The sequence below is a fragment of the Breoghania sp. genome (assembly GCF_963674635.1).
Classification (GTDB): domain Bacteria; phylum Pseudomonadota; class Alphaproteobacteria; order Rhizobiales; family Stappiaceae; genus Breoghania.
Genome location: NZ_OY771475.1, coordinates 1288312 through 1307885 on the forward strand (window position 1 = coordinate 1288312; position 19574 = coordinate 1307885).

General features: G+C 60.0%; 14 protein-coding genes. 9 read left to right on the plus strand and 5 right to left on the minus strand.

Annotated elements, in window-relative coordinates; genetic code table 11:
- Positions 1-168: 168 nt before the first annotated feature.
- Positions 169-585 (minus strand): HutP family protein, encoded by a 417-nt coding sequence (locus ABGM93_RS05840; protein WP_321504246.1) that lies wholly within the window; start codon positions 583-585, stop codon positions 169-171.
- A gap of 442 nt (positions 586-1027) precedes the next feature.
- Positions 1028-2674, minus strand: a complete 1647-nt coding sequence (locus tag ABGM93_RS05845; RefSeq protein ID WP_321504250.1) for an EAL domain-containing protein — start codon at positions 2672-2674, stop codon at positions 1028-1030.
- 182 nt (positions 2675-2856) lie between these two features.
- Here ABGM93_RS05845 and ABGM93_RS05850 point away from each other — a divergent pair, with 182 nt between their 5' ends.
- The 3 genes from ABGM93_RS05850 (at position 2857) to ABGM93_RS05860 (ending at position 7332) form a co-directional block, all read left to right on the plus strand.
- Positions 2857-3762, plus strand: a complete 906-nt coding sequence (locus ABGM93_RS05850) for a sugar kinase (RefSeq protein WP_321504252.1) — start codon at positions 2857-2859, stop codon at positions 3760-3762.
- A 186-nt stretch (positions 3763-3948) separates the two neighbouring features.
- Positions 3949-5130 (plus strand): hypothetical protein, encoded by a 1182-nt coding sequence (locus ABGM93_RS05855; RefSeq protein ID WP_321504254.1) that lies wholly within the window; start codon positions 3949-3951, stop codon positions 5128-5130.
- Between the two features lie 138 nt (positions 5131-5268).
- Positions 5269-7332, plus strand: a complete 2064-nt coding sequence (locus tag ABGM93_RS05860) for a hypothetical protein (RefSeq protein ID WP_321504256.1) — start codon at positions 5269-5271, stop codon at positions 7330-7332.
- A gap of 94 nt (positions 7333-7426) precedes the next feature.
- Here the strand turns inward: ABGM93_RS05860 and rnd are convergent, their stop codons facing one another.
- Positions 7427-8599 (minus strand): ribonuclease D, encoded by a 1173-nt coding sequence (gene rnd, locus ABGM93_RS05865; RefSeq protein WP_321504258.1) that lies wholly within the window; start codon positions 8597-8599, stop codon positions 7427-7429.
- Between the two features lie 154 nt (positions 8600-8753).
- Here rnd and ABGM93_RS05870 point away from each other — a divergent pair, with 154 nt between their 5' ends.
- The 6 genes from ABGM93_RS05870 to ABGM93_RS05895 all read left to right on the plus strand — a co-directional run bounded on the left by ABGM93_RS05870 (position 8754) and on the right by ABGM93_RS05895 (position 15652).
- Entirely contained in the window at positions 8754-9380 is a 627-nt protein-coding gene (locus ABGM93_RS05870; RefSeq protein WP_321504260.1) for a ParA family protein, read from the plus strand.
- Between the two features lie 254 nt (positions 9381-9634).
- The gene (gene aspS, locus ABGM93_RS05875) at positions 9635-11416 is read left to right on the plus strand and encodes an aspartate--tRNA ligase (protein ID WP_321504266.1); all 1782 of its coding nucleotides are present in this window, start codon (positions 9635-9637) and stop codon (positions 11414-11416) included.
- Positions 11417-11483: 67 nt separating this feature from the next.
- A complete protein-coding gene (locus tag ABGM93_RS05880; RefSeq protein ID WP_321504268.1) occupies positions 11484-12563 on the plus strand; it encodes a glycosyltransferase family 4 protein in 1080 nt (359 codons plus the stop codon).
- An 8-nt stretch (positions 12564-12571) separates the two neighbouring features.
- A complete protein-coding gene (locus ABGM93_RS05885) occupies positions 12572-13522 on the plus strand; it encodes a glycosyltransferase (RefSeq protein WP_321504270.1) in 951 nt (316 codons plus the stop codon).
- A 25-nt stretch (positions 13523-13547) separates the two neighbouring features.
- Positions 13548-14579: a glycosyltransferase gene (locus ABGM93_RS05890; RefSeq protein ID WP_321504272.1), complete on the plus strand. Its 1032-nt coding sequence runs from the start codon at positions 13548-13550 to the stop codon at positions 14577-14579.
- Entirely contained in the window at positions 14576-15652 is a 1077-nt protein-coding gene (locus ABGM93_RS05895; protein WP_321504274.1) for a glycosyltransferase family 2 protein, read from the plus strand. The genes ABGM93_RS05890 and ABGM93_RS05895 overlap by 4 nt, the downstream gene beginning before the upstream one ends.
- A 235-nt stretch (positions 15653-15887) precedes the next feature.
- Here ABGM93_RS05895 and ABGM93_RS05900 read toward each other — a convergent pair whose 3' ends face one another.
- Positions 15888-17321: a Ppx/GppA phosphatase family protein gene (locus tag ABGM93_RS05900; protein WP_321504276.1), complete on the minus strand. Its 1434-nt coding sequence runs from the start codon at positions 17319-17321 to the stop codon at positions 15888-15890.
- 93 nt (positions 17322-17414) lie between these two features.
- Positions 17415-19550: an RNA degradosome polyphosphate kinase gene (locus ABGM93_RS05905; protein ID WP_321505765.1), complete on the minus strand. Its 2136-nt coding sequence runs from the start codon at positions 19548-19550 to the stop codon at positions 17415-17417.
- Positions 19551-19574 lie beyond the last annotated feature (24 nt).

Genomic DNA, 19574 nt, shown 5'->3' on the forward strand with positions numbered 1-19574 from the left:
CGTAGGACACTATGCCCGCGATTCCGCTGCGACAGCTTAAACTGACGCATTATTACTTACGCCGTTACGTGAGATGGAGCCCGCTGAGCCGTATTCACACTTACAGGTATTCGGTCGCACCTTCGTGCAACCCAACTCAATTTCGTGCGAATTAAACCGGACAAACGGCTAGAGATGCATCACCCCGAAACCGACACGCTCGTGATTAGTCTCCGGGTGGAAGGCAGATTCGCCATGAGCGGCGATGACCAACCAGCGACCATCCGAGACGATCGCGACCTTCATCTTCAAACTGGATTCGGCAGCGACATCCGACACAACCCCCTTCAGACACTCAAGCCCCGCGTGGATGACAGCATGGATCTCATTGTGCTGATGGTGAATGATGTGGCTCTGGAGTGCGCAAGCAACCAGCGATTTCACGAATGTCTTTGTGACATCGCTACGGACACCACTCACAAATGTAATGCCGAGCTTCAACCGCGTGCTCGACGCGATATGCTGCTTGAATAGCTCTTCTTCCTCGCGCGAACTGATCGCAGCGAGAAGAGCTACCTTCCCCAGTCGGTCGGGCTTGATTTCCATTCAAGGCGCCTCTTATCCACGAAACATATACCGCTCAAAAGGCGATGGCGGCACGCCATCACAACCGGGCACAGATTCTGTGTTGACCGCTTAGCCATCAAACCACACAGCGAATGACACTCAGGTCTGACGGCCTCTCCGGTGGTATGGATCGATAGCGCGTTGGTCTGGACCAGTAAACCCCTTGCGCTCCTCTTTGCCATAGCAGCACTTTTGCCAATACGAAGCGAAAGAACCTTGTAATTTCTATCGATTTTTAGATTTCATTCGCACTGCAACACAAGCGGGGCGACAACCTGTCCTAGCAAAGATCGGCTAAAAACTGCGTCCCCAGCCCCCAGAACGTTTGGCGTGGGGCGTCAGCCTTTTCGCCCCCAGTCTCTCCATAGCAAGACGGGGCGAAACCGAGACTTTTCCCAGCGTTTCTGAAAAAGATATTCGATCAGCCGTTCACGGCGACCGAAAGCTCCTCCTCGGCAGCCGCGTCATCCGCCATCTCCAACTCCGGCGTGCTCTCTTCACCGGCCGTCAATGCTTCTGCAAGCTGCACAAACAAGGGCCCAGGCAAGGGAGGGGCGAAAATGTAGCCTTGCGCGGATGTGACCCCCAACGCGCGCAGATGCGTGATCTGCTCCATGGTTTCCACGCCTTCGGCGATAATTCCCATGCCGAGGTTGCCAGCAAGCTCAACAAGCATGTCCACGATGGAGCTGCCCGTCGCGTCGGAACCGAGCGTATCGACAAACATCTTGTCGATCTTGACGATGTCGATTCCGAGGGTCTGCAGGTAGGCAAGGCCACCATGGCCCGTGCCCGCATCATCCAGCGCCACACGGAACCCGAGGGATTGCATCTCGGCAATGATCCTGCGCGCGAGCTTCACGTCGCGAAGCGGGAAGCGCTCTGTGACCTCAAGGACGATCTGCGAGAATGCGATCTTTGAATCGCCATAGATCGCCTGGAGATCTTCAATAATCCGGCGGTCCTCGAAATGCCCGGCAAAGAGATTCACCGAGAGCTTCAGGTCGCGGTTCTTTTCGTAAAGATCGCCAACTTCCAAGATCGTCTTGCGCATGATTTGGCGAGTCATCTCAAAGATATGGCCGGAGGTTTCAGCATATTGCATGAACTGCCCCGGAGAGACGATGGTCCCATCCGCCATCCGCCAGCGGATCAGGACCTCGCAACCGCGCAAGCCGCCCGTCTCGATATCCATGACAGGCTGATAATAGGGAACGAACTCGCCACGCCGGATGGCTGAGATGAACTCATCGTCCGCCGCCTGGTCCGGACGCCAGGACGCCCACAAGGAAACAACCATGAAGAGCACGGCAAAGGCCCCGCAGGCCACCGCCGCAAGCACTTTCAGGTCGGCAACCAACACCGCAGCGGCATCGATCGGCGCGACAATCGTGGCCTGGAGCGGATAGCGCTCGGATCGCACATACTCGACAATCTCCTGACCACTGATCTCTGCGGATGCCGTCTGATCATCGATCGCCTCACCAACCGTGATCCACCGGACATCCTGCGCAAGCCGCACTTCGATCCGTCGCCATGAGCGCAGATATTCGGGTCCGGCATCGATGGAGACACCAGGTGCGGAAAGCTCCGCAACGAGGCGAACCCCGTTGCCCACATGCCAGCTGACCGCCGCAAGGTGCACGCCCTCGAAAGACTCGTCGAGCAACCCAAGCCCCACCATCGGAGAATCAGGCCTGTAGGCAGGCAGGAGCGCATCCCCGGAACGTGGCCGGACTGGGGACGAACACATCGGAATGCCATTGGCATCCACCACATCGATGGATTGAACGAAGGCATGTTGACGCATGACGGCGCCATAAGCGAGATGCGCATTGGGCAGACAGGAAACATGGCCATCGGCCACGAGTGTCTGGAGCGCGGTCACCCCGTCGGCCAGCGCCTCTTCAGCGCGCAAGACATAGCGCTGTGCGGCCGCCCGCAACTCCGTGCGCGCGCGTGATTCCGCATAGTGATCCAGGCTGAACTTGGCGACGGCCAGGGGCACGATCGCCAGCAGCACCGCAAAGAACAGGACGCGGAAGAAAATTTTGTAACGTCGTGACAAGCGCGTGTCCGCAGAAACAGGGTGACTGATCCGTTAATAATGCACCCGGAACGTAAACGGCTGCTGAATGGCGCGAATTTTCGTATGACGGGTTGCACCATTCGCCAAAGGCGCGAAAACTCCGCTCCGCACGCCCATGATCACGCTCGTGATCAAGAATTCGAACCCGATAGAGAGTACGTATGGAAGCCCTTTTCATCGGTCAGGCCTATATCGACATCACCTTCCTCACAGACGAGTTGCCCACCGGCGACGAAAAAACGATCGCGCAGGATTATGCCGTGAGTTTCGGCGGAAACGCGGTTACGGCGGCCTTCTGTTGCGCCCGGCTCGGGCACAAGCCGGACCTGATCTGCTCTCAGGCAAATGACTGGCTTGCCCACATGTTTTCCGACATGGCCGGCAAATACGGGATTGAGCTTCATGGTCGCAAGGTGCGGGAGTCCTCCCTCTCCTTCATCATGCCCAAGGGATCCAAGCGCGCGATCGTGCGCTGCCGGGACGATAATTTCCTTCACCCCTTCCCCCTTCTCAACCTCGATGGCTGCCGAGCGCTGCATATCGACGGGCACCTGCCCGACGCGGCGCTGCACTATGCGAAAACCTGCCGCGAGGCCGGAATCTTGACCTCCATCGATGGCGGCGCTGTGCGGCCGAACACGGATGAAGTCCTGCGCTATATCGATGTCGCGATCGTTTCGGAGCGTTTCAGTGAGCAGCTGGAGCTGGACCCTCGCCAGACACTGGACTACCTCAAGGCCCATGGCTGCCGTATCGGGGGTATCACAATGGGAGAGCGCGGCCTGGTCTGGTACGATGAAACCGGGACAGTTCAGGTGATGCCTTCGCTTGCGGTACCTGCGGACAAGATCGTAGACACCAACGGCGCGGGCGATGTGTTCCACGGCGCCTATATTTACTCGTATCTGAGCAACCCCGAAGCGCCCTGGGCAGATCACTTCCGGTTCTCAAGGGCCGCTTCGGCGCACGCGATCCAGCATCTGGGCAACGAAGCAAGCCTCCCGCAGCTTGAAGACGTTAAAGCGGCGATGGAGATGTTTCCTGAAGCCGCAACGAAGTCGGCCTGATCTCGACCGACCAGGCGAGTGGCCTTCGGATCCGGCAGATGGATCCTTTTGAATTGCCTGCCACATCTTTGCCGCCAGCATGAATGAGCGTGGCGGCCTCGGTTAACTGATTCCCGGCTTGCTCCCCCCGATTTGCAGCCGGCGAAGCGCATGGGCGAGTGCCCGAAACTAGATTTGGAGACCAGAATGGGTGTCAACTTCCTCTCACGCACCGCTTATGCGGTGATCCTTGGCGCGACCCTAGCCACACCCCATACGGCCTTCGCTTTCGAGCCGACCGGCAATCCGGTCGCCGACGCGTTCCTGACCTCGCTTGAGGCAGGCTACGCGACGAAAGTCTCCGTCGAGAGCGTCGCGGTCGCGGGCGAGGAAGTTGTCATGAAAGGAATTTCAGCCGACTACTCCGCAAAAGGCGACAAACGCGTTTTTTCGATCGGCAGCGCTTCCCTGTCGGACGCAGCGCTCCAGGCCGATGGCTCGATCACATCATCGAGCATGGCGCTCACAGATCTTTCGTTTCTTCTGGACGGAGATATGGTGAAAGTCGAGGTCGGCGCATTCAAGGGCCTGCGCATCCCCTCGCCTGAGGAAATCAAGAACCCGTCCACGGCCATCGAAAAGCCGCCCTTCTATCGCGAGATGGAATTCACCGGCATCAAGATGAGTGCAGAGGATGAAGCGGATGTGCCGATCGAGCGGTTCGCAAGCACACTCAACCCGATCGGCGATGACGGGTCCATCAAGGCGTCGCTGAACGTGGAGGGCATCCTGATCGACCCGAATTCGGTCGAGGACAAGGACTTTGCCAAACAGATGACGGAACTGGGCTATGACAGCCTGAACCTGAGCATCAAGGGCGCGGGCATGTGGTCCGCGGCAGATGGCAAGGCCGCGCTGGAGGATTTCGAGATTTCCGGCAAGGATATGGGCGCTCTGCATATCTCCACGACGCTTCTCGGCCTGACGCCTGAGGTGCTTGCCCAATTCCAGGAGGCGGAGAGCGATTTCGGAAAGCTGACCGGCCTGTTGCAGATGATCTCCATCGTTGATCTCAATATCCACTTCCGCAATGACACCATGGTTGACCGGATACTCGACATGCAGGCCAAGGAGGCTGGAACGGATCGCGCGGGCCTCGTCGACCAGCTGTCGGGAGCCATGCCCAACATTCTCGCCTTGCTGCAGAACCCGGGCTTGCAGGAAAAGATCCAGAATGCGGCGGTCGCCTTCCTGAACCAGCCGGGCACGTTCACCGTATCGGCCAATCCTGCGCAGCCCGTCCCGTTTGGACAGATCGTTGGCGTCGCGATGATCGCGCCGCAGACCATTCCCGATATGCTGGCTGTTGAAATTCAGGCCAACCAGTAGGCAGCCCGATCGGAACCAAGCTCAAGCCGGGGCAGGCTCATGCCGCCCCGGCATTTTAATACCCAAATGTGCATTCTACAGGAGATCCGCATGTACGCATTCACAGGCAGCCTAGGAAGACATGGGCGAGCCATAGGTTTGGCGACACTGGTCATTGGATCGGGACCGGCGCTTGCCGCGGACACGCCTGAGCAGATCATCGACGCCTACATGGCAAACTACCGCACACTCGGCGCAACCACCGCCGGGCATGGCGCGATCTCTCAAGATGGCGATGTCACGACCATCGAAAACGTGGAAGTTGTCATCCCCTTCGAACTGCCGCTGGGCACTCTGCCCACGCTTGAAGGGTCGGTGAAGGTGACCAGCCCGTTGGTCTCTGCCGAACGCATTTCGATTGATGGAGACACGTTCCAGGCCGGTCGGCTCAGCTACCCCGAAGGCTATACGGTGAGCTTTGACTTTGTGGTCCCCACCAAAACGCCCGACCAGCCCCCGAAGAGCCAGGAAGACGCCCCCGAAGCTGCGGCGCCTGAGGGGAAACCAGAAGCGAAAAAGCCGCAGCACATCACCTATCAGATGAACGCCACCAACCTTGAAGTGGTGCATTACAAGGAGCGGAAGATCGAACGCCCGGCAATCGATGCCAGCACTCCTATCAAGTCCTTCTTTTCCGCCACCGCCGATTATTTGAGCTCCAGCCAGGCGGAGCTTGTGAAGACGCCCAAGCTTGAATTGCGGTTTGCCGCCACGGGCATCGAACAGGTGGGCCAGTACGACAATTTGGTGGTTCGCGGGATCAATGGGCTTCAAATCGAAAGCTACGAAGCAGATGGCTCTTCGCAGAGCTCAAAGAACAGCCTGTCGCTCGACGACAAGGCCCCCAATATGTCGATGAACGTGACGGCTGGCCGCATGTTTTATCACGACATGGATTTCCGGCCTGTTTTCCGGCTCGTCGACCCTGCCCTGTTCCCGGACCTGACGAGTGACATCGTGATTGGAGACGGTGGCATCAACGACTATTCGGTCGAGATGGAGAAAGAAGACCTCACCATCAAGCTTGACGAGCTTACTCTTCATGAGTTCGCGATGGGAAAGCCCGAGGCCGGCCTCGCCAAGCTTCTGGATCCTCTCCTCCTCGGCGGCGCTCCCGAAGACAAGGATGAGTTCTTCGCGGCCTTTGTCCCGCTCCTGACGAAGTACAATCTTGGTCAGTTCAACATGAAAGGCCTGCACATCAACCAGGGCGCAACGCGGATCGCCCAGGTCGGCCTCGTCGACGTATCGGACATGACGCAGAGAGGCGTCGGATCCATCGTTGTCGAGGGTGCGGGGATTTCCAATCCGAAAAACAGCGCCCAGTTCGGCCTGTCCCGGCTCGCGATCTCGGATATCACCTATGCCGACTATGTGGCCCTGCTCAAACTCAAGAAGTCACAGGCCCGGCTCGACATTCCTGCGATGCTTGCCGCCGTTCCGACCATCGGTGGCATTGAGATCAAGGATTTCGCGATGGCTCCGGCTAATGCGCCGGTGACGCTTTCGCTCGACTCATACGAGCTCGGGCTTCATGACTTCATCGGCCCCATTCCGACGCGGATCGCCAATGTTCTTGAAGGCCTGAACCTGCCCGTCGCAATGATCACCAATCCGAAGGCCCGGCGGGTCGCAAAGGCCATGGGCTTCGATGCGTTGCAGATCAATCAGACCCTGCTGATCGATTGGAACGAGGCTACGCAAGATCTGACGCTCGAACAGGCGGGTATTCGTCTGGAGAACGGCGGTAGCGCCACCCTGCGTGTCACCCTTGGCGGAGTGCCGAAGGTCGTCTTCGAGGATCCCAGCCGTGCCAAGGAGGCCATCGCGTCGCTCACGATCAAGAGCGGTTCTCTGGTCATCGAGGATGCGGAAATCATCACGGCGATGCTGGAGCAGGAATCCAGGAAGAACGACGTTCCGGTGGAGACGATCCGCTCAGGTACGGTCGCGCAGGTCCGCGCGGCACTCGGCCCGCTTTCCAAGACCCCGTTCGCGGATGAACTGGAAAACGCGCTCAATGAGTTCCTTGCGAACCCGGAACGGCTGAAGATCAGCATGGAACCGGGAAGCCCGGTCTTCGCTGCGCAGCTTCTGGGCCTTGCCGCAACCGCGCCTGAAACGCTCACCGGCCTGCTGAACGTCAAAGTCAGCGCCAACTGAGCAGGTCCCCTGCCCGCCAAAAAGCGAAAGGCCCGCCTCCTGCAGGAGGCGGGCCTTTTTCTTGTTCCAGTTCATCTCCCGTGGGCCGGGAATGTCAGGCCTCGACCTGCATTTCCTCAGGCAGATCCAGGAGAACGGTTCGACCATTGGCAAATGCGAGCGCCAGCTTGCCGTGCTTCAGCTTGATTGCCGCCTGACCGAAAAGCTCGCCGCGCCACCCCTTCATGGCCGCCACGTCCGCATTGTCGTCGGAAGCGATCTGCTCAAGCTCATCCACCGTCGCGACGATTTTCGCGGCGACACCATGGGATTCACAAACGAGCTTCAGGAGCACCTTGAGGAGCTCGACCGCCGCCGCCGACCCTTCGGCCTGCGGCCGGCCTCGCGGGACAGGGGGCAGATCCTTCTTCGGAATGGCCAGGGCACGCGATACGGCGGACAGGATGTCCTCCGCGACGCGTGAGCGCTCGAAGCCGCGCGGGATCGTGCGAAGCGCACCGAGCGCACTGGCGTCGCGCGGCTGTTGCGCGGCGATCTCGTAGATCGCCTCGTCCTTCAGCACACGGTTGCGCGGAACATCTCGGCGCTGGGCCTCTTCCTCGCGCCAGGCTGCGACTTCCATGAGAACGGCAAGTTCGAGCGGCTTGCGCACACGCATCTTGAGCCGCTTCCAGGCGTTTTCCGGGGCCATACGATAGGTTTCGGGAGAGGTCAGGACCTCCATTTCCTCCGAAACCCAGTGCGCGCGGTTCTGCTCTTCCAGATTAGCCTTCAGGAACAGGTAGACGTCGCGCAAGTGCGTGACGTCGGCCAGCGCGTAGGAAAGCTGTTTGTCGGTCAGGGGGCGACGCGCCCAGTCGGTGAAGCGGTGCGTCTTGTCGATCCGATGCCCGGTCACCTTGCCGACGAGTTGATCATAGGAAACCGAGTCGCCGAAACCGCAGACCATGGCCGCGACCTGCGTGTCGAAGACCGGCTGGGGCACGAACCCGGCGAGATGATAAACGATTTCAATATCCTGACGGGCCGCGTGAAACACTTTGACCGTGCTTTCATCACGCATCAGGTCAAAGAAGGGCGTCAGGTCTATTCCGTCGGCCATGGGGTCGACGGTGATGGCATCCTCGGGACCCGCGAGCTGAATCAGGCACAGTTTCGGCCAGAAAGTACTCTCGCGCATGAACTCGGTATCGACTGTAACGAAATCGAATTTGGCGAAGCGGGAACAGGCGTTGGCAAGATCGGAGGTCGTTGTGATAGGCGTCATGATCTGGGAGACATAGCGTAGCTGGAACTGGTTGTCGCCCCTTGTACCACGCGAGAACCTCAATGCCAGTCGTCAAGCGCGAAGAGTGTTCTGGATACGCGTGTGTTACCGACCTATCGTGATCTCGCCAAGAGCGGACACAGGAGCGGCTTTCATGCGTACAATTCTGGTTGCGAACCGCAAGGGAGGTTGCGGCAAGACAACGGTTGCAACCACCCTTGCGGCCGCGTTTGTCGCTCAAGGCAACAAGGTCGCGCTCGCCGATGCGGATCGCCAGAAATCCTCCTTGAAATGGCTTTCCCTGAGACCGAAAGACGCAGCGCCGATTGCCGGGCTCAACTGGACCAGGGACAAGGATCTTGGCGAGGCCCCCAAACGCATTGACATGGTGATCATTGACGGCCCAGGCGCATTGACGGGCCGACATGCCGAGGCTCTGATCCACGAGGCGGACGAAATCGTCGTCCCGCTGATGCCGTCCGTCTTTGACACGGAATCCACCGACAGCTTTCTGGACAAGATCGGGGCCCTGAAGAAGGTGCGAAAGGGCAAGGCATGCATCCATGTCGTTGCCAATCGTGTGCGCCTGAAAAGCCGCGCTCTCAGCGCGCTTGAGAGGCATATGGCCGAGACGGGGCGTCCCCTGATGGCTCGGATATCCGATCGCCTCGCCTATCCCGCTCTCGCCGGAGAAGGGCTTTCTGTCTACGACAAGGACACTTTGGAATTCGCGCCTTACCGAAACCAGTGGCATCCCCTGTTGCTGGCGGTTGGTGAATAAACCGCCTTTGGCCGCATGTCGGCTGTCCGGCCAAGCGCCAATGCCGCGTCCCTCCGTCTTCGCCTTGTCCGGCTCACCAAGACTTTTCCGCCACTTTCGGGGTGAAAAGCCCCCTCTTGCATTGACAGCCCGCGTGGGGCATGTCTTCTGCCCCGGTTGTGAAGCTACGCGGCCGGCCTTGTCCGCCTGTTGCGGGCATCGGCGCGCATCCGACGCGCAAATCTGACGTCAAAAGCCCAAATACCGAGGAATCCATGCATCTCTATCGGAGCCACACCTGCGGGGAACTGCGCGATACCCACGTTGAAGAGACCGTGCGTCTGTCCGGCTGGGTTCATCGTGTGCGAGATCATGGCGGCCTGCTGTTCATCGATCTGCGCGATCACTATGGCCTAACCCAGTGTGTGGTCGATCCTGATTCCGAGGGCTTCAAGATCGCTGAAACCGTGCGGTCGGAATGGGTCATCCGCGTCGAGGGCAAGGTCAAGAAACGCACTGGCGAGACCATCAACGACACGCTGCCGACCGGGCAGATCGAGGTCTATATCGACAAGCTCGATGTCCTGAGCGCGGCCAAGGAATTGCCGCTGCCGGTCTTTGGCGAGCTCGAATACCCGGAAGAGACACGTCTCAAGTACCGCTTCATCGATCTGCGCCGCGAAAGCCTGCACAACACCATCGTGAAGCGCTCTGCCATCATCGCCGCCATGCGTCGCCGCATGAACGAGGTTGGCTTCACCGAATACCAGACGCCGATCCTGACGGCCTCTTCGCCGGAAGGCGCACGCGACTTCCTCGTGCCATCCCGCATTCATCCCGGCACCTTCTATGCGCTGCCGCAGGCGCCGCAGCAGTTCAAGCAGCTGCTGATGGTTGCCGGGTTCGACCGCTACTTCCAGATCGCGCCCTGCTTCCGCGACGAAGACCCGCGCGCCGACCGTCTGCCGGGCGAGTTCTATCAGCTCGACCTTGAAATGAGCTTCGTGGAGCAGGAAGACGTTCTGACCACCATGGAGCCCGTGATCCGCGGCATCTTCGAGGATTTCGCCGAAGGCAAGCCGGTCACGCAGGAATTCCCGCGCATCGCGTATGACGAGGCGATCCGCAAGTATGGGTCCGACAAGCCGGACCTGCGCAACCCCATCGAGATGGAAGCGGTGACCGACCATTTCGCCAATTCCGGCTTCAAGGTCTTCGCCCGCATGATCGAGAGCGACCCGAAGACCGAAGTCTGGGCGATCCCGGCCAAAACCGGCGGCAGCCGCGCCTTCTGCGACCGCATGAACTCCTGGGCTCAGTCCACCGGTCAGCCGGGACTTGGCTACATCTTCTGGCGCAAGGAAGGCGAGACGCTGGAAGGCGCCGGCCCGCTCGCCAAGAACATTGGCCCGGAGCGCACGGAAGCGATCCGCACGCAGCTTGGTCTTGAAGCTGGCGATGCCGCCTTCTTCGTGGCGGGCGATCCGAAGAAATTCGCCGATTTCGCAGGCGCGGCGCGTACCCGCGTTGGCACCGAGCTGAACCTCGTCGATGAGGACCGCTTCGCACTTTGCTGGATCGTCGACTTCCCGATGTACGAATGGGACGAGGAGGAGAAGAAGATCGACTTCTCGCACAACCCCTTCTCCATGCCCAAGGGCGGGCTTGAGGGGCTTGAGGGCACCGACCCGCTGGAACTGAAGGCCTACCAGTACGACATCGTCTGCAATGGCTACGAGATCGGCTCGGGCGCCATCCGAAACCACTTGCCGGAAGTGATGGTCAAGGCGTTCGGCATTGCCGGTTATGAAGAGGCCGTTCTTCAGGAGCGTTTCGGTGGCATGTACCGCGCATTCCAGTATGGCGCGCCCCCGCATGGTGGCATGGCCGCGGGTATCGACCGCATCGTGATGCTGCTTGCTGGCAAGCAGAACCTGCGCGAGGTCACGGTCTTCCCGATGAACCAGCAGGCGCAGGACCTGATGATGGGAGCACCGTCCGAGGCGACGCCCAAGCAGCTGCGCGAACTCAGTCTGCGCCTGAACGTTCAGGAATAGGCCTTTACGAGTGTGCCGGGTCGCGTCCTTCGATGCGATCCGGCCCGACCAGTCTGAGGACCGCCTGATGCGCGTCGCCATTTGCCTTCCACGAAAGATGCATTTCGGCGCCGAAGGCGCGACTGCCATAGATCTGTGTGTGCGCGATGCTGCCGCACATTCCGCCCTGAAGGACGACACCATCGTCTTCGGCGAAGCGATTGACGCGCCTTTCCCCGACATCGATTACCGCGGTGTCCCGCGGGGCAATTCCACGGCGCAGCGCTCCTATGCAACCGCACTTGCAGATGCTATGGCTGCTGTCGATCCGGACCTGATCGTCGTTCACCAGCATGTGCCGTCGGCGACCGCCATCCGCATCAAGGCGGCGGGCATTCCAGTTCTGCTCTATCGGCACAATCTGACCCCCGCCCCCGCATCTTTTTTTCCCCGCTGGATGAAAACCCGCCAATTGTCCGCCTTTGCCGGCGTTGTCGTGGTGTCCGACTTCCTGCGCGAACGGTTCGCGGCAGATTTCCCCAAGCTGGAAAAGAAAGTCTGGCGCGTCCACAACGGGCTCGATTACTCCGGCTGGAACCCGGCAACCGAGCGCGAGAAGACCGTGCTTTTCGTCGGACGCGCCGTCGCAGCCAAGGGGGGGCTCGAAGCGGCAGCCGCCATTGCCGCCGTTCTTTCGGAGCGGCCTGACTGGCGGGCACAGTTCATCCTGTCGCGACTTGATGACGACGACGCCTATTTTCAGCACATCATTGACCTGCTCGCGCCGCTTGGGGAGCGCGTGATCATTGAGACAGACCGTCCACATAGCCACGTGCAGCAGGCTTACGAGCGCGCGGCCATCGCGCTGGTGCCATCGATCTTCGAGGAGCCGTTCGGGCGCACCGCAATTGAAGCCTATGCGGGGGGGGCTGCGCTCATAACTTCTGGTCGCGGGGGCCTGCGCGAGATCTGCGAAGGCGTGGGCGAGATCGTCGACCCGGAAGATGCCGCAGCGTTCTCGTCTGCGCTCATGTCACTCATCGACAATCCCGACAAGCGCGCCGACATTGCCGCACGCGGAAAGGCACGTGGTCGCGCCCAATTTGATGTTACGGTCTCGGCCCGCAAGCTCGATTCCGTTTATGAGCAGTGCATCTCGAGGAAATAAATAGCTTGATGCCCCTATCCCAGACGATCGGCGTGATGATCTGCACCGCGCGCCGCCCCAACATGCTCCGGCGTTGCATCGATTCCATTCTCGCGCAAGAGCTTCCAGAGGGCTGGACGCTTGAGGTCTGCGTCGTGGAAAACGACGTGGAGCCACTGTCTCGCGACGTGGCGCGGGTATCGGGAGAGCTTGGCATCTACCCGGTCCACTATTATCAGGAGCCGCGGCGCGGGATTCCAATTGCCCGCAACCGCACACTCAAGGCTGGCATTGAGCGCGGTTACGGCTGGATTGCGCTGATTGATGACGACGAGGTGGCGCGGCCGGACTGGCTCGCAAAGCTCATAGAGGCGGCGGAACGCCATCAAGCAGATGTGGTGAGCGGCCCGGTCGTGCGTAATTACGAGCAGATGCCGCCGGACTGGTGGAAGACATTGAAGCCCGCCGCGACAGAAGAAGGCACGGCGCTTGACGAGGCGCCGACCAACAACACCCTTCTGAGGGCCACCCTGATCCGCCCGGACGCCTCCGCGCTCACCTTCGACGAGCGGCTGACATTCGGCTACGAGGATATCGATTTCTTCCGCCGCGCCCATGCGAAGGGCCATCGCATCGTGTGGATGCCCGACGCCATCGTGGAGGAAGAAATCCCGGCCTCACGCGTGGAGCCGGAACGCCTCATCGCACGTATCCAGATGCAGGCCACCAGCCTCACCTATGCGACCATCCTGCGGCAGGGGTTCGGCAAGGCATTCACCCGTTTTGCCCCCAAGGCGGCGCGCCGGATCATCTCCGGTGCGCTGATGATCCTCATCGGGCGTCTTATGGGACTTTTCTCCAAGAACAAGGGCCGCAAGACCTATTATCGCGCGCGCCTGAAGCTTGCGCGCGGCATCGGGAACATGCGCGGCCTGTTCCGCTCCTTCAGCGACTATTACAACCGCATCGACGGCAATTGATCTGGCCAGAACCGGGGACTGAGACTTGCGACTGATCCATATTCATCTCGGTATCAAGGGCGGCGCGGAGCGATTCTTCGTTGCACTGGTCAACGGTCTTGCCGCGCGCGGTGTGGAACAACAGGCCCTGCTTTTTCCGGACCGGGTCTGGCGCGACGAGATCGAGGATGTGTGCAAGATCCACGAGATGACGTTCAGCCGTTCACATATCTCGCGCTTTTTTACCAACCGAAAGATCGCGAAGATCATCGATGAATTCCGGGCCGACGCCATCGTCTCCTGGATGCCGCAGGCGAGCCGCTGGATTCCGGCGCGCAACGACCTCCTGCGCGCTGCCCGCCTCGGCGACTACCCGGAAAAGCTCGACTATTTCGAGAATTGCGACCTCCTGATCTGCAACACACCCGATATCGCCCGCCATTGTGCGGATATCGGCTGGAAGCGGGATCTGAAGGTCATCTCCAATTTCACCGAGACCAAGCCCGTTCCCGCGCTTGACCGCAAGCTGCTCGACACGCCGGAGGATGCCTTTGTCGTTCTCGGCATGGGCCGTTTCGTGGACCGTAAAGGTTTCGATACGCTGATCCGCGCTGTCGCGCGTCTTGACGGGGCCTATCTCTGGCTTCTGGGCGATGGCGAGGAGGAAGGGAACCTGCGCCGCATCGCAGCCGAGACAGGTCTGAGTGACCGCCTGCGCTTCGGCGGATGGGTCAAGGACCCTGGCGCACATCTGGCGGCCTGCGACGCCTTCTGCATTCCCTCCACCCACGAGCCTCTGGGCAATGTGGTTTTGGAGGCTTGGGCCGCGGAGCGCCCGGTCGTCTCCACGACGAGCGAAGGCCCGACTTGGCTGATCGAAGACGGCGTACAGGGCCTTCTCGCCCCGATCGGAGATGACGAGGCGCTTGCCAACTGCCTCGCCCGCGTTAGGGGCGAACAGGGGCTCGGCGCGGCGATGGTTGCGGCTGGAGCTGCCAAGCTAAAGGCAGAATTCTCCAAGGACGTGATCGCAGAACGATACATCGATACCCTGTTCGGTTCCCGAAAAGCGAAATGACCACCATGACCGAACAGCTTCAGGACATGTTCGAAACGCTCCCGGACGTGGACATGACCGGTGTGAGCGGACCGGTTGCCCTTTGCCTTTGCTATAACGAAGCCCTTCGTTTGCCCGACTTTCTTGCCCATCATCGGGCTATCGGGGTCGAGCGGTTCCTCATCATCGACAACGGCTCAGATGACGGCTCCTTCCAATACTTGCAAGAACAGCCGGATGTTCATGTCTTTCGGTCGCTGAAGTCCTACAGGGACTACAAAGCCGTCTGGCGCAAGACGCTGGCCGACACCTATCTCGCCGGTTTCTGGGTGCTTTTCGTCGATATCGATGAGTTGCTCGTCTATCCCGGCTGGCCGGAGAAACGCCTCGCCGATTTCGTTCAAAGCGTCGAGGACGACGAGGGTGCAGATGCGGTGTTCTGCACGATGGTCGACACCTATTCGAGCGAGCCGAACCCGCCGCGTTACGAGGCCGGTCAGTCGATGATCGCCCATAGCGCCTGTTTCGATGGCTCCGGCTACTGGCGCATGCCGATCCCGCTCAAGGACCTTCGCCGCTGGCCGACCCCGCCCTTCCACATCTTCGGTGGCGCACGCATGCGCCTTCTTCGCACGAATACGTCCCTTTCCCAAAGGCTTGCCCTCGGCATCATGGAGCGTCTTATGCCGCTTCGCTCAAACTGGTTGCCGACCGGCCTTTCTTTACGCCTGCTCTATGCCCTCTTCCGCCAGATCAAGCGGTACCTGCCTCAGAATCCGGAGGTGATGAGCAAGGTCGCGTTTCTCAAATGGGACAGGTCGTGTCAGTTCCGCGAGGGTGTACATTCATTACGCACGCCCAAGAAGCTGAGCGCGCGTTGGGCAAGCCTCCTCCATTTCAAGCATCTAGGCGATCTGGAAGAAAAGGTTGAAGCCAATATCGCCCGCGCTCAGCACTCAAATGGCGGCTTCTTCTACCAGGAATATCGCACCAATCTGGACCGGCTCTCACAAGGGATGGGGTATTCCAAGACGCGGCATTTCCGCTCCACGGCGGACCTGATCGACGCCGGTCTCATGAGAGACCGCATTTAGCCGGCCGACAGAGCGCACCACAGGCGCGCTTGGGCTGCGAAAACGGCAGTGGTTCGCCCAGGAATAGCTCCAAGCCATCAAAATTTGCCCGCGATGAAGAGCAGTTCAGCAGTAAATGCAGATCTGGACGTCGCCCTTCAGCTTCCGGCCACGGGCGTATAGCCCCGGTTGGAGCAACAGATAGGGAGGGAGCTGGATATCACGGTGCTACAAGAAGTTCTTAGAGCGCGGGGTGTCAGGCGACCTCTATCCTGGCATTTGCCAGACCGAGCATCTTGGCAAGTCTGGACAGCCGCTTCTGGACACGAACCCCGTCAAGATCGGCAAGACCGCCATCAAGCTGGAGAACAAGGTCCTTGTCGCGGATCGACAAAGACGTTCTCAGAATGATCCCCGGCATCGCGGCAGAGATCAGATAGGCAACACGCAGAACACAACCAAGGATGCGGGCGCGCTCCATCAGTCTGGAAGAGGCAAGTTCGCGGATCCGAGGGCTCAGAGCATCTTCGACCAGCCCCGCATAGCGGTAGAAGACCGCGAGAGCCAGATAGGCCCGTCCGGGATGATCGATGCCGATGAAGGCCGCATTGGAGATCACCGCCATGCTCTGCGCGCCCCGATAATCCGGATGGGCGCGCCAGCCGATGTCGGTCAGGAGACAGGCGGCCTTGCGCAGACGGAACTCTTCCTCGCTCTCCTCAATCCCCAGATCCTCAAAGACCTTGTTTGTCCAGACGATCAACTCTTCACAATGCGCAGGCGATCGCGATCTGAGCAGCGCCAGCTCCCGGCAGGCGACCTTCAACGGATCCTTGTCGCGATCCTCCGGCGCCATCATGTCGTAGAGAAGGCCTTCGCGCACACCCAGTGCGGAAAGAACGATGCGCCTCGGCCGGACCTTGCGCAGCACCTGTTCCAGCACCACGGCGCCAAAGGGCAGAAGCGGACGCCGCTGCTTGGAGATGACCTCGATGCTGTCGATCGTGTCGAGCTCGCTATGCGCGATGACCCGGCAGAACTCCAAAGCCTCGGAGGCAGGGATCACATAGTGGTCGATCACGTTGAGGGAATAGCCGGTCTGCGTCATGTGCAGGCGGGCAAGAGACCGCCATGTGCCACCGACGGCATAAAAATCGCGCCCCTCACCTTCGCGAAGCCAATCGGCCTTCTCAAGTGCCTGGGAGGCGATTTTCGAAGCCACCGCGACATCGCCGCCGGAATCCTCCTCCAGCCGGATGCCCCCCAACGGGAAGGTGCGCCCCTGCCCGATCTCCTTGCCCTTCAGATCGACAAGTTCGAGGCTGCCGCCACCGAGATCGCCGACGAATCCATCCGGTCGCCAGAATCCCGACATGACGCCCTGGGCCGAATAGCGCGCCTCGTCCTTGCCGGACAGGACATTCACCGGCTCACGCAGAACCGATTCGGCAGCCTGAATGAAATCGGCTCCGTTTTCGGCATCGCGAACAGCAGCCGTGGCCAATACGCGGATATTGGAGACACCTATCTGGTCGCACAACTTGCGAAAGCGCACGAGGGCGGCCATCGCCATCGCGACCGATTCATCCGCTAGGCGCCCCGAAGCGCCCACGCCGCGCCCGAGGCCGGCCAGGATCTTCTCGTTGAAAAGCGTCGTCGGAGCCCGCGACAGGGATTCATAGACAACCAAGCGAACCGAGTTCGATCCGATGTCCACTACGGCGACCGGACGCGCATTCTGCAACCGTCCGGGGGCATATTCTCGCAAGGTGGAAGACAGGGTCTATTTCCGCTTCGTTTTGCTGACGAACAGCCTCGGGAAATTCTTCCTGAGAGCCTTGCCGCGGCCGGACAGCGACGGGTTCGTCATGAAGTATTGATGTGCATTGAACGGCTCTTCGCCGGTCGCCGGCACTATGCGCTCGTGACTGCCGTCAGGCAATACGCGCCAGCTCTGCTGATTGTCTTTCATATTCGCAACCATAATCTGATCGAGAATCTGTTCATGCACAGTTGGGTTCTCGATCATCGCCATGGATTCCACCCGGCGGTCCAGATTGCGGGGCATCAAGTCGGCCGATCCCATATAGACAATCGCTTCCGGCGAAGGCAGCCCCTTTCCGTTGCCAAAGCAGAAGATCCGGCTGTGTTCCAGGAAACGTCCGACGATCGACTTCACCCGGATATTTTCCGAAAACCCGGGAATTCCCGGACGCAGGCAACAGATGCCGCGCACGACAAGATCCACCTGTACGCCCGCCTGACTGGCACGGTAGAGAAGATCAATAATGCCGGGATCGACAAGGGAATTGGTTTTCAGCCAGACCTGTGCGGGCCGCCCGGCCTTGGCATGCTCGATTTCCGCCATGATGAGCTCTTCGATGCGCGCGCGCATGAAGATGGGGGAAATGGCGAGCTTCTGAAGCTGGGCAGGCTCTGCGTAGCCGGTGATGAAATTGAAGACCTTCGCCACATCCTGAGCCATCACGGGATCGGCCGTGAAGAAGGAAAGATCGGTATAGATCCGCGCCGTGATCGGATGGTAGTTGCCGGTGCCGATATGACAATAGGTCGTCAACCTGCCCTGCTCGCGCCGTACCACCATGGACAGCTTGGCGTGGGTCTTGAACTCGATGAAGCCATAGACGACCTGCACACCGGCGCGCTCCAGATCGCGAGCCCAGCGGATATTCGCCTCTTCGTCGAAACGGGCCTTCAGCTCCACCAGCGCGGTAACGGATTTCCCGGCCTCTGCTGCCTCCGACAGAGCCTTCACGATCGGGCTGTCATTGGACGTGCGATAGAGCGTCTGCTTGATCGCGACCACATCGGGATCGAGCGCAGCCTGGCGAAGAAACTGGACCACCACATCAAACGATTCATAGGGATGGTGGACCAGAATGTCCTTCTCGCGGATGGCGGCGAAGCAATCTCCGCCATGTTCGCGCACACGCTCGGGAAAGCGCGCGGTATAGGGCGCGAATTTCAGGTCCGAGCGGTCAATGCTGACCAGTTCAGACAGGTTCGTAAGCGCCATCAATCCATCGAAGAGGAAAGTGTCGCTCTCCTCCACCTGCATGGCTTCGGCAACGAAATCCCTCAGGGCGGGCGGCGTGGCGGCCTCGATCTCAAGCCGGATGGCCGATCCACGACGACGGCGCCGCAGCGCGCTTTCAAACAGCCGCACCAGGTCTTCCGCGTCTTCCTCGATTTCGATGTCGCTATCGCGGATGATGCGGAAGACGCCCTTGCCGCGCACTTCGTACCCGGGGAAAAGCTGCTTGATGAAAAGGCTGAGAATGGTCTCCACCGCAATGAAACGGGTCCGATGATGACCGTCCTCGCCCTCCTCACTCGGAAGAGCGATGAAGCGGCGAACCTGATTGGGAATGCGCAACAGCGCTGTCATGCTCGACCGACCGCCGACCTTCACAAGATCGAGGATCAGCGAGAAACCCAGATTCGGAATGAAGGGAAACGGATGCGCGGGGTCGATGGCAAGCGGCGTCAAGACCGGAAATATCCGCGTCAGGAAGAAGGTTTCCAGCCAGTCCCGTTCGCTATCCGAAAGGCCATCTGCCTCCACCAGAAGAATGCCGTTATCTGCAAGTTCAGAGCGTAGCGCGCGCCAGATTTCCTGCTGACGCGACTGAAGCTCCGTCACGCGGTCGGAAATCTTGGTCAGCTGTTCCCATGGCGACAGGCCGTCTGCAGACACGGTGCGCACATTTGCGCGCTCCTGTCCTTTCAGGCCCGCGAACCGGACCATGAAAAACTCGTCGAGATTGTTCGCGGAAATCGACAGGAAACGCAGGCGTTCCAGCAGCGGATGCTGCATGTTCATCGATTCTTCGAGAACGCGCATATTGAACTGCAGCCAGGAAGTCTCGCGATTGACGAAGCGGGCCGGGCTGGTCATCAGGTGCGCGGCTTCCTCGCTCAA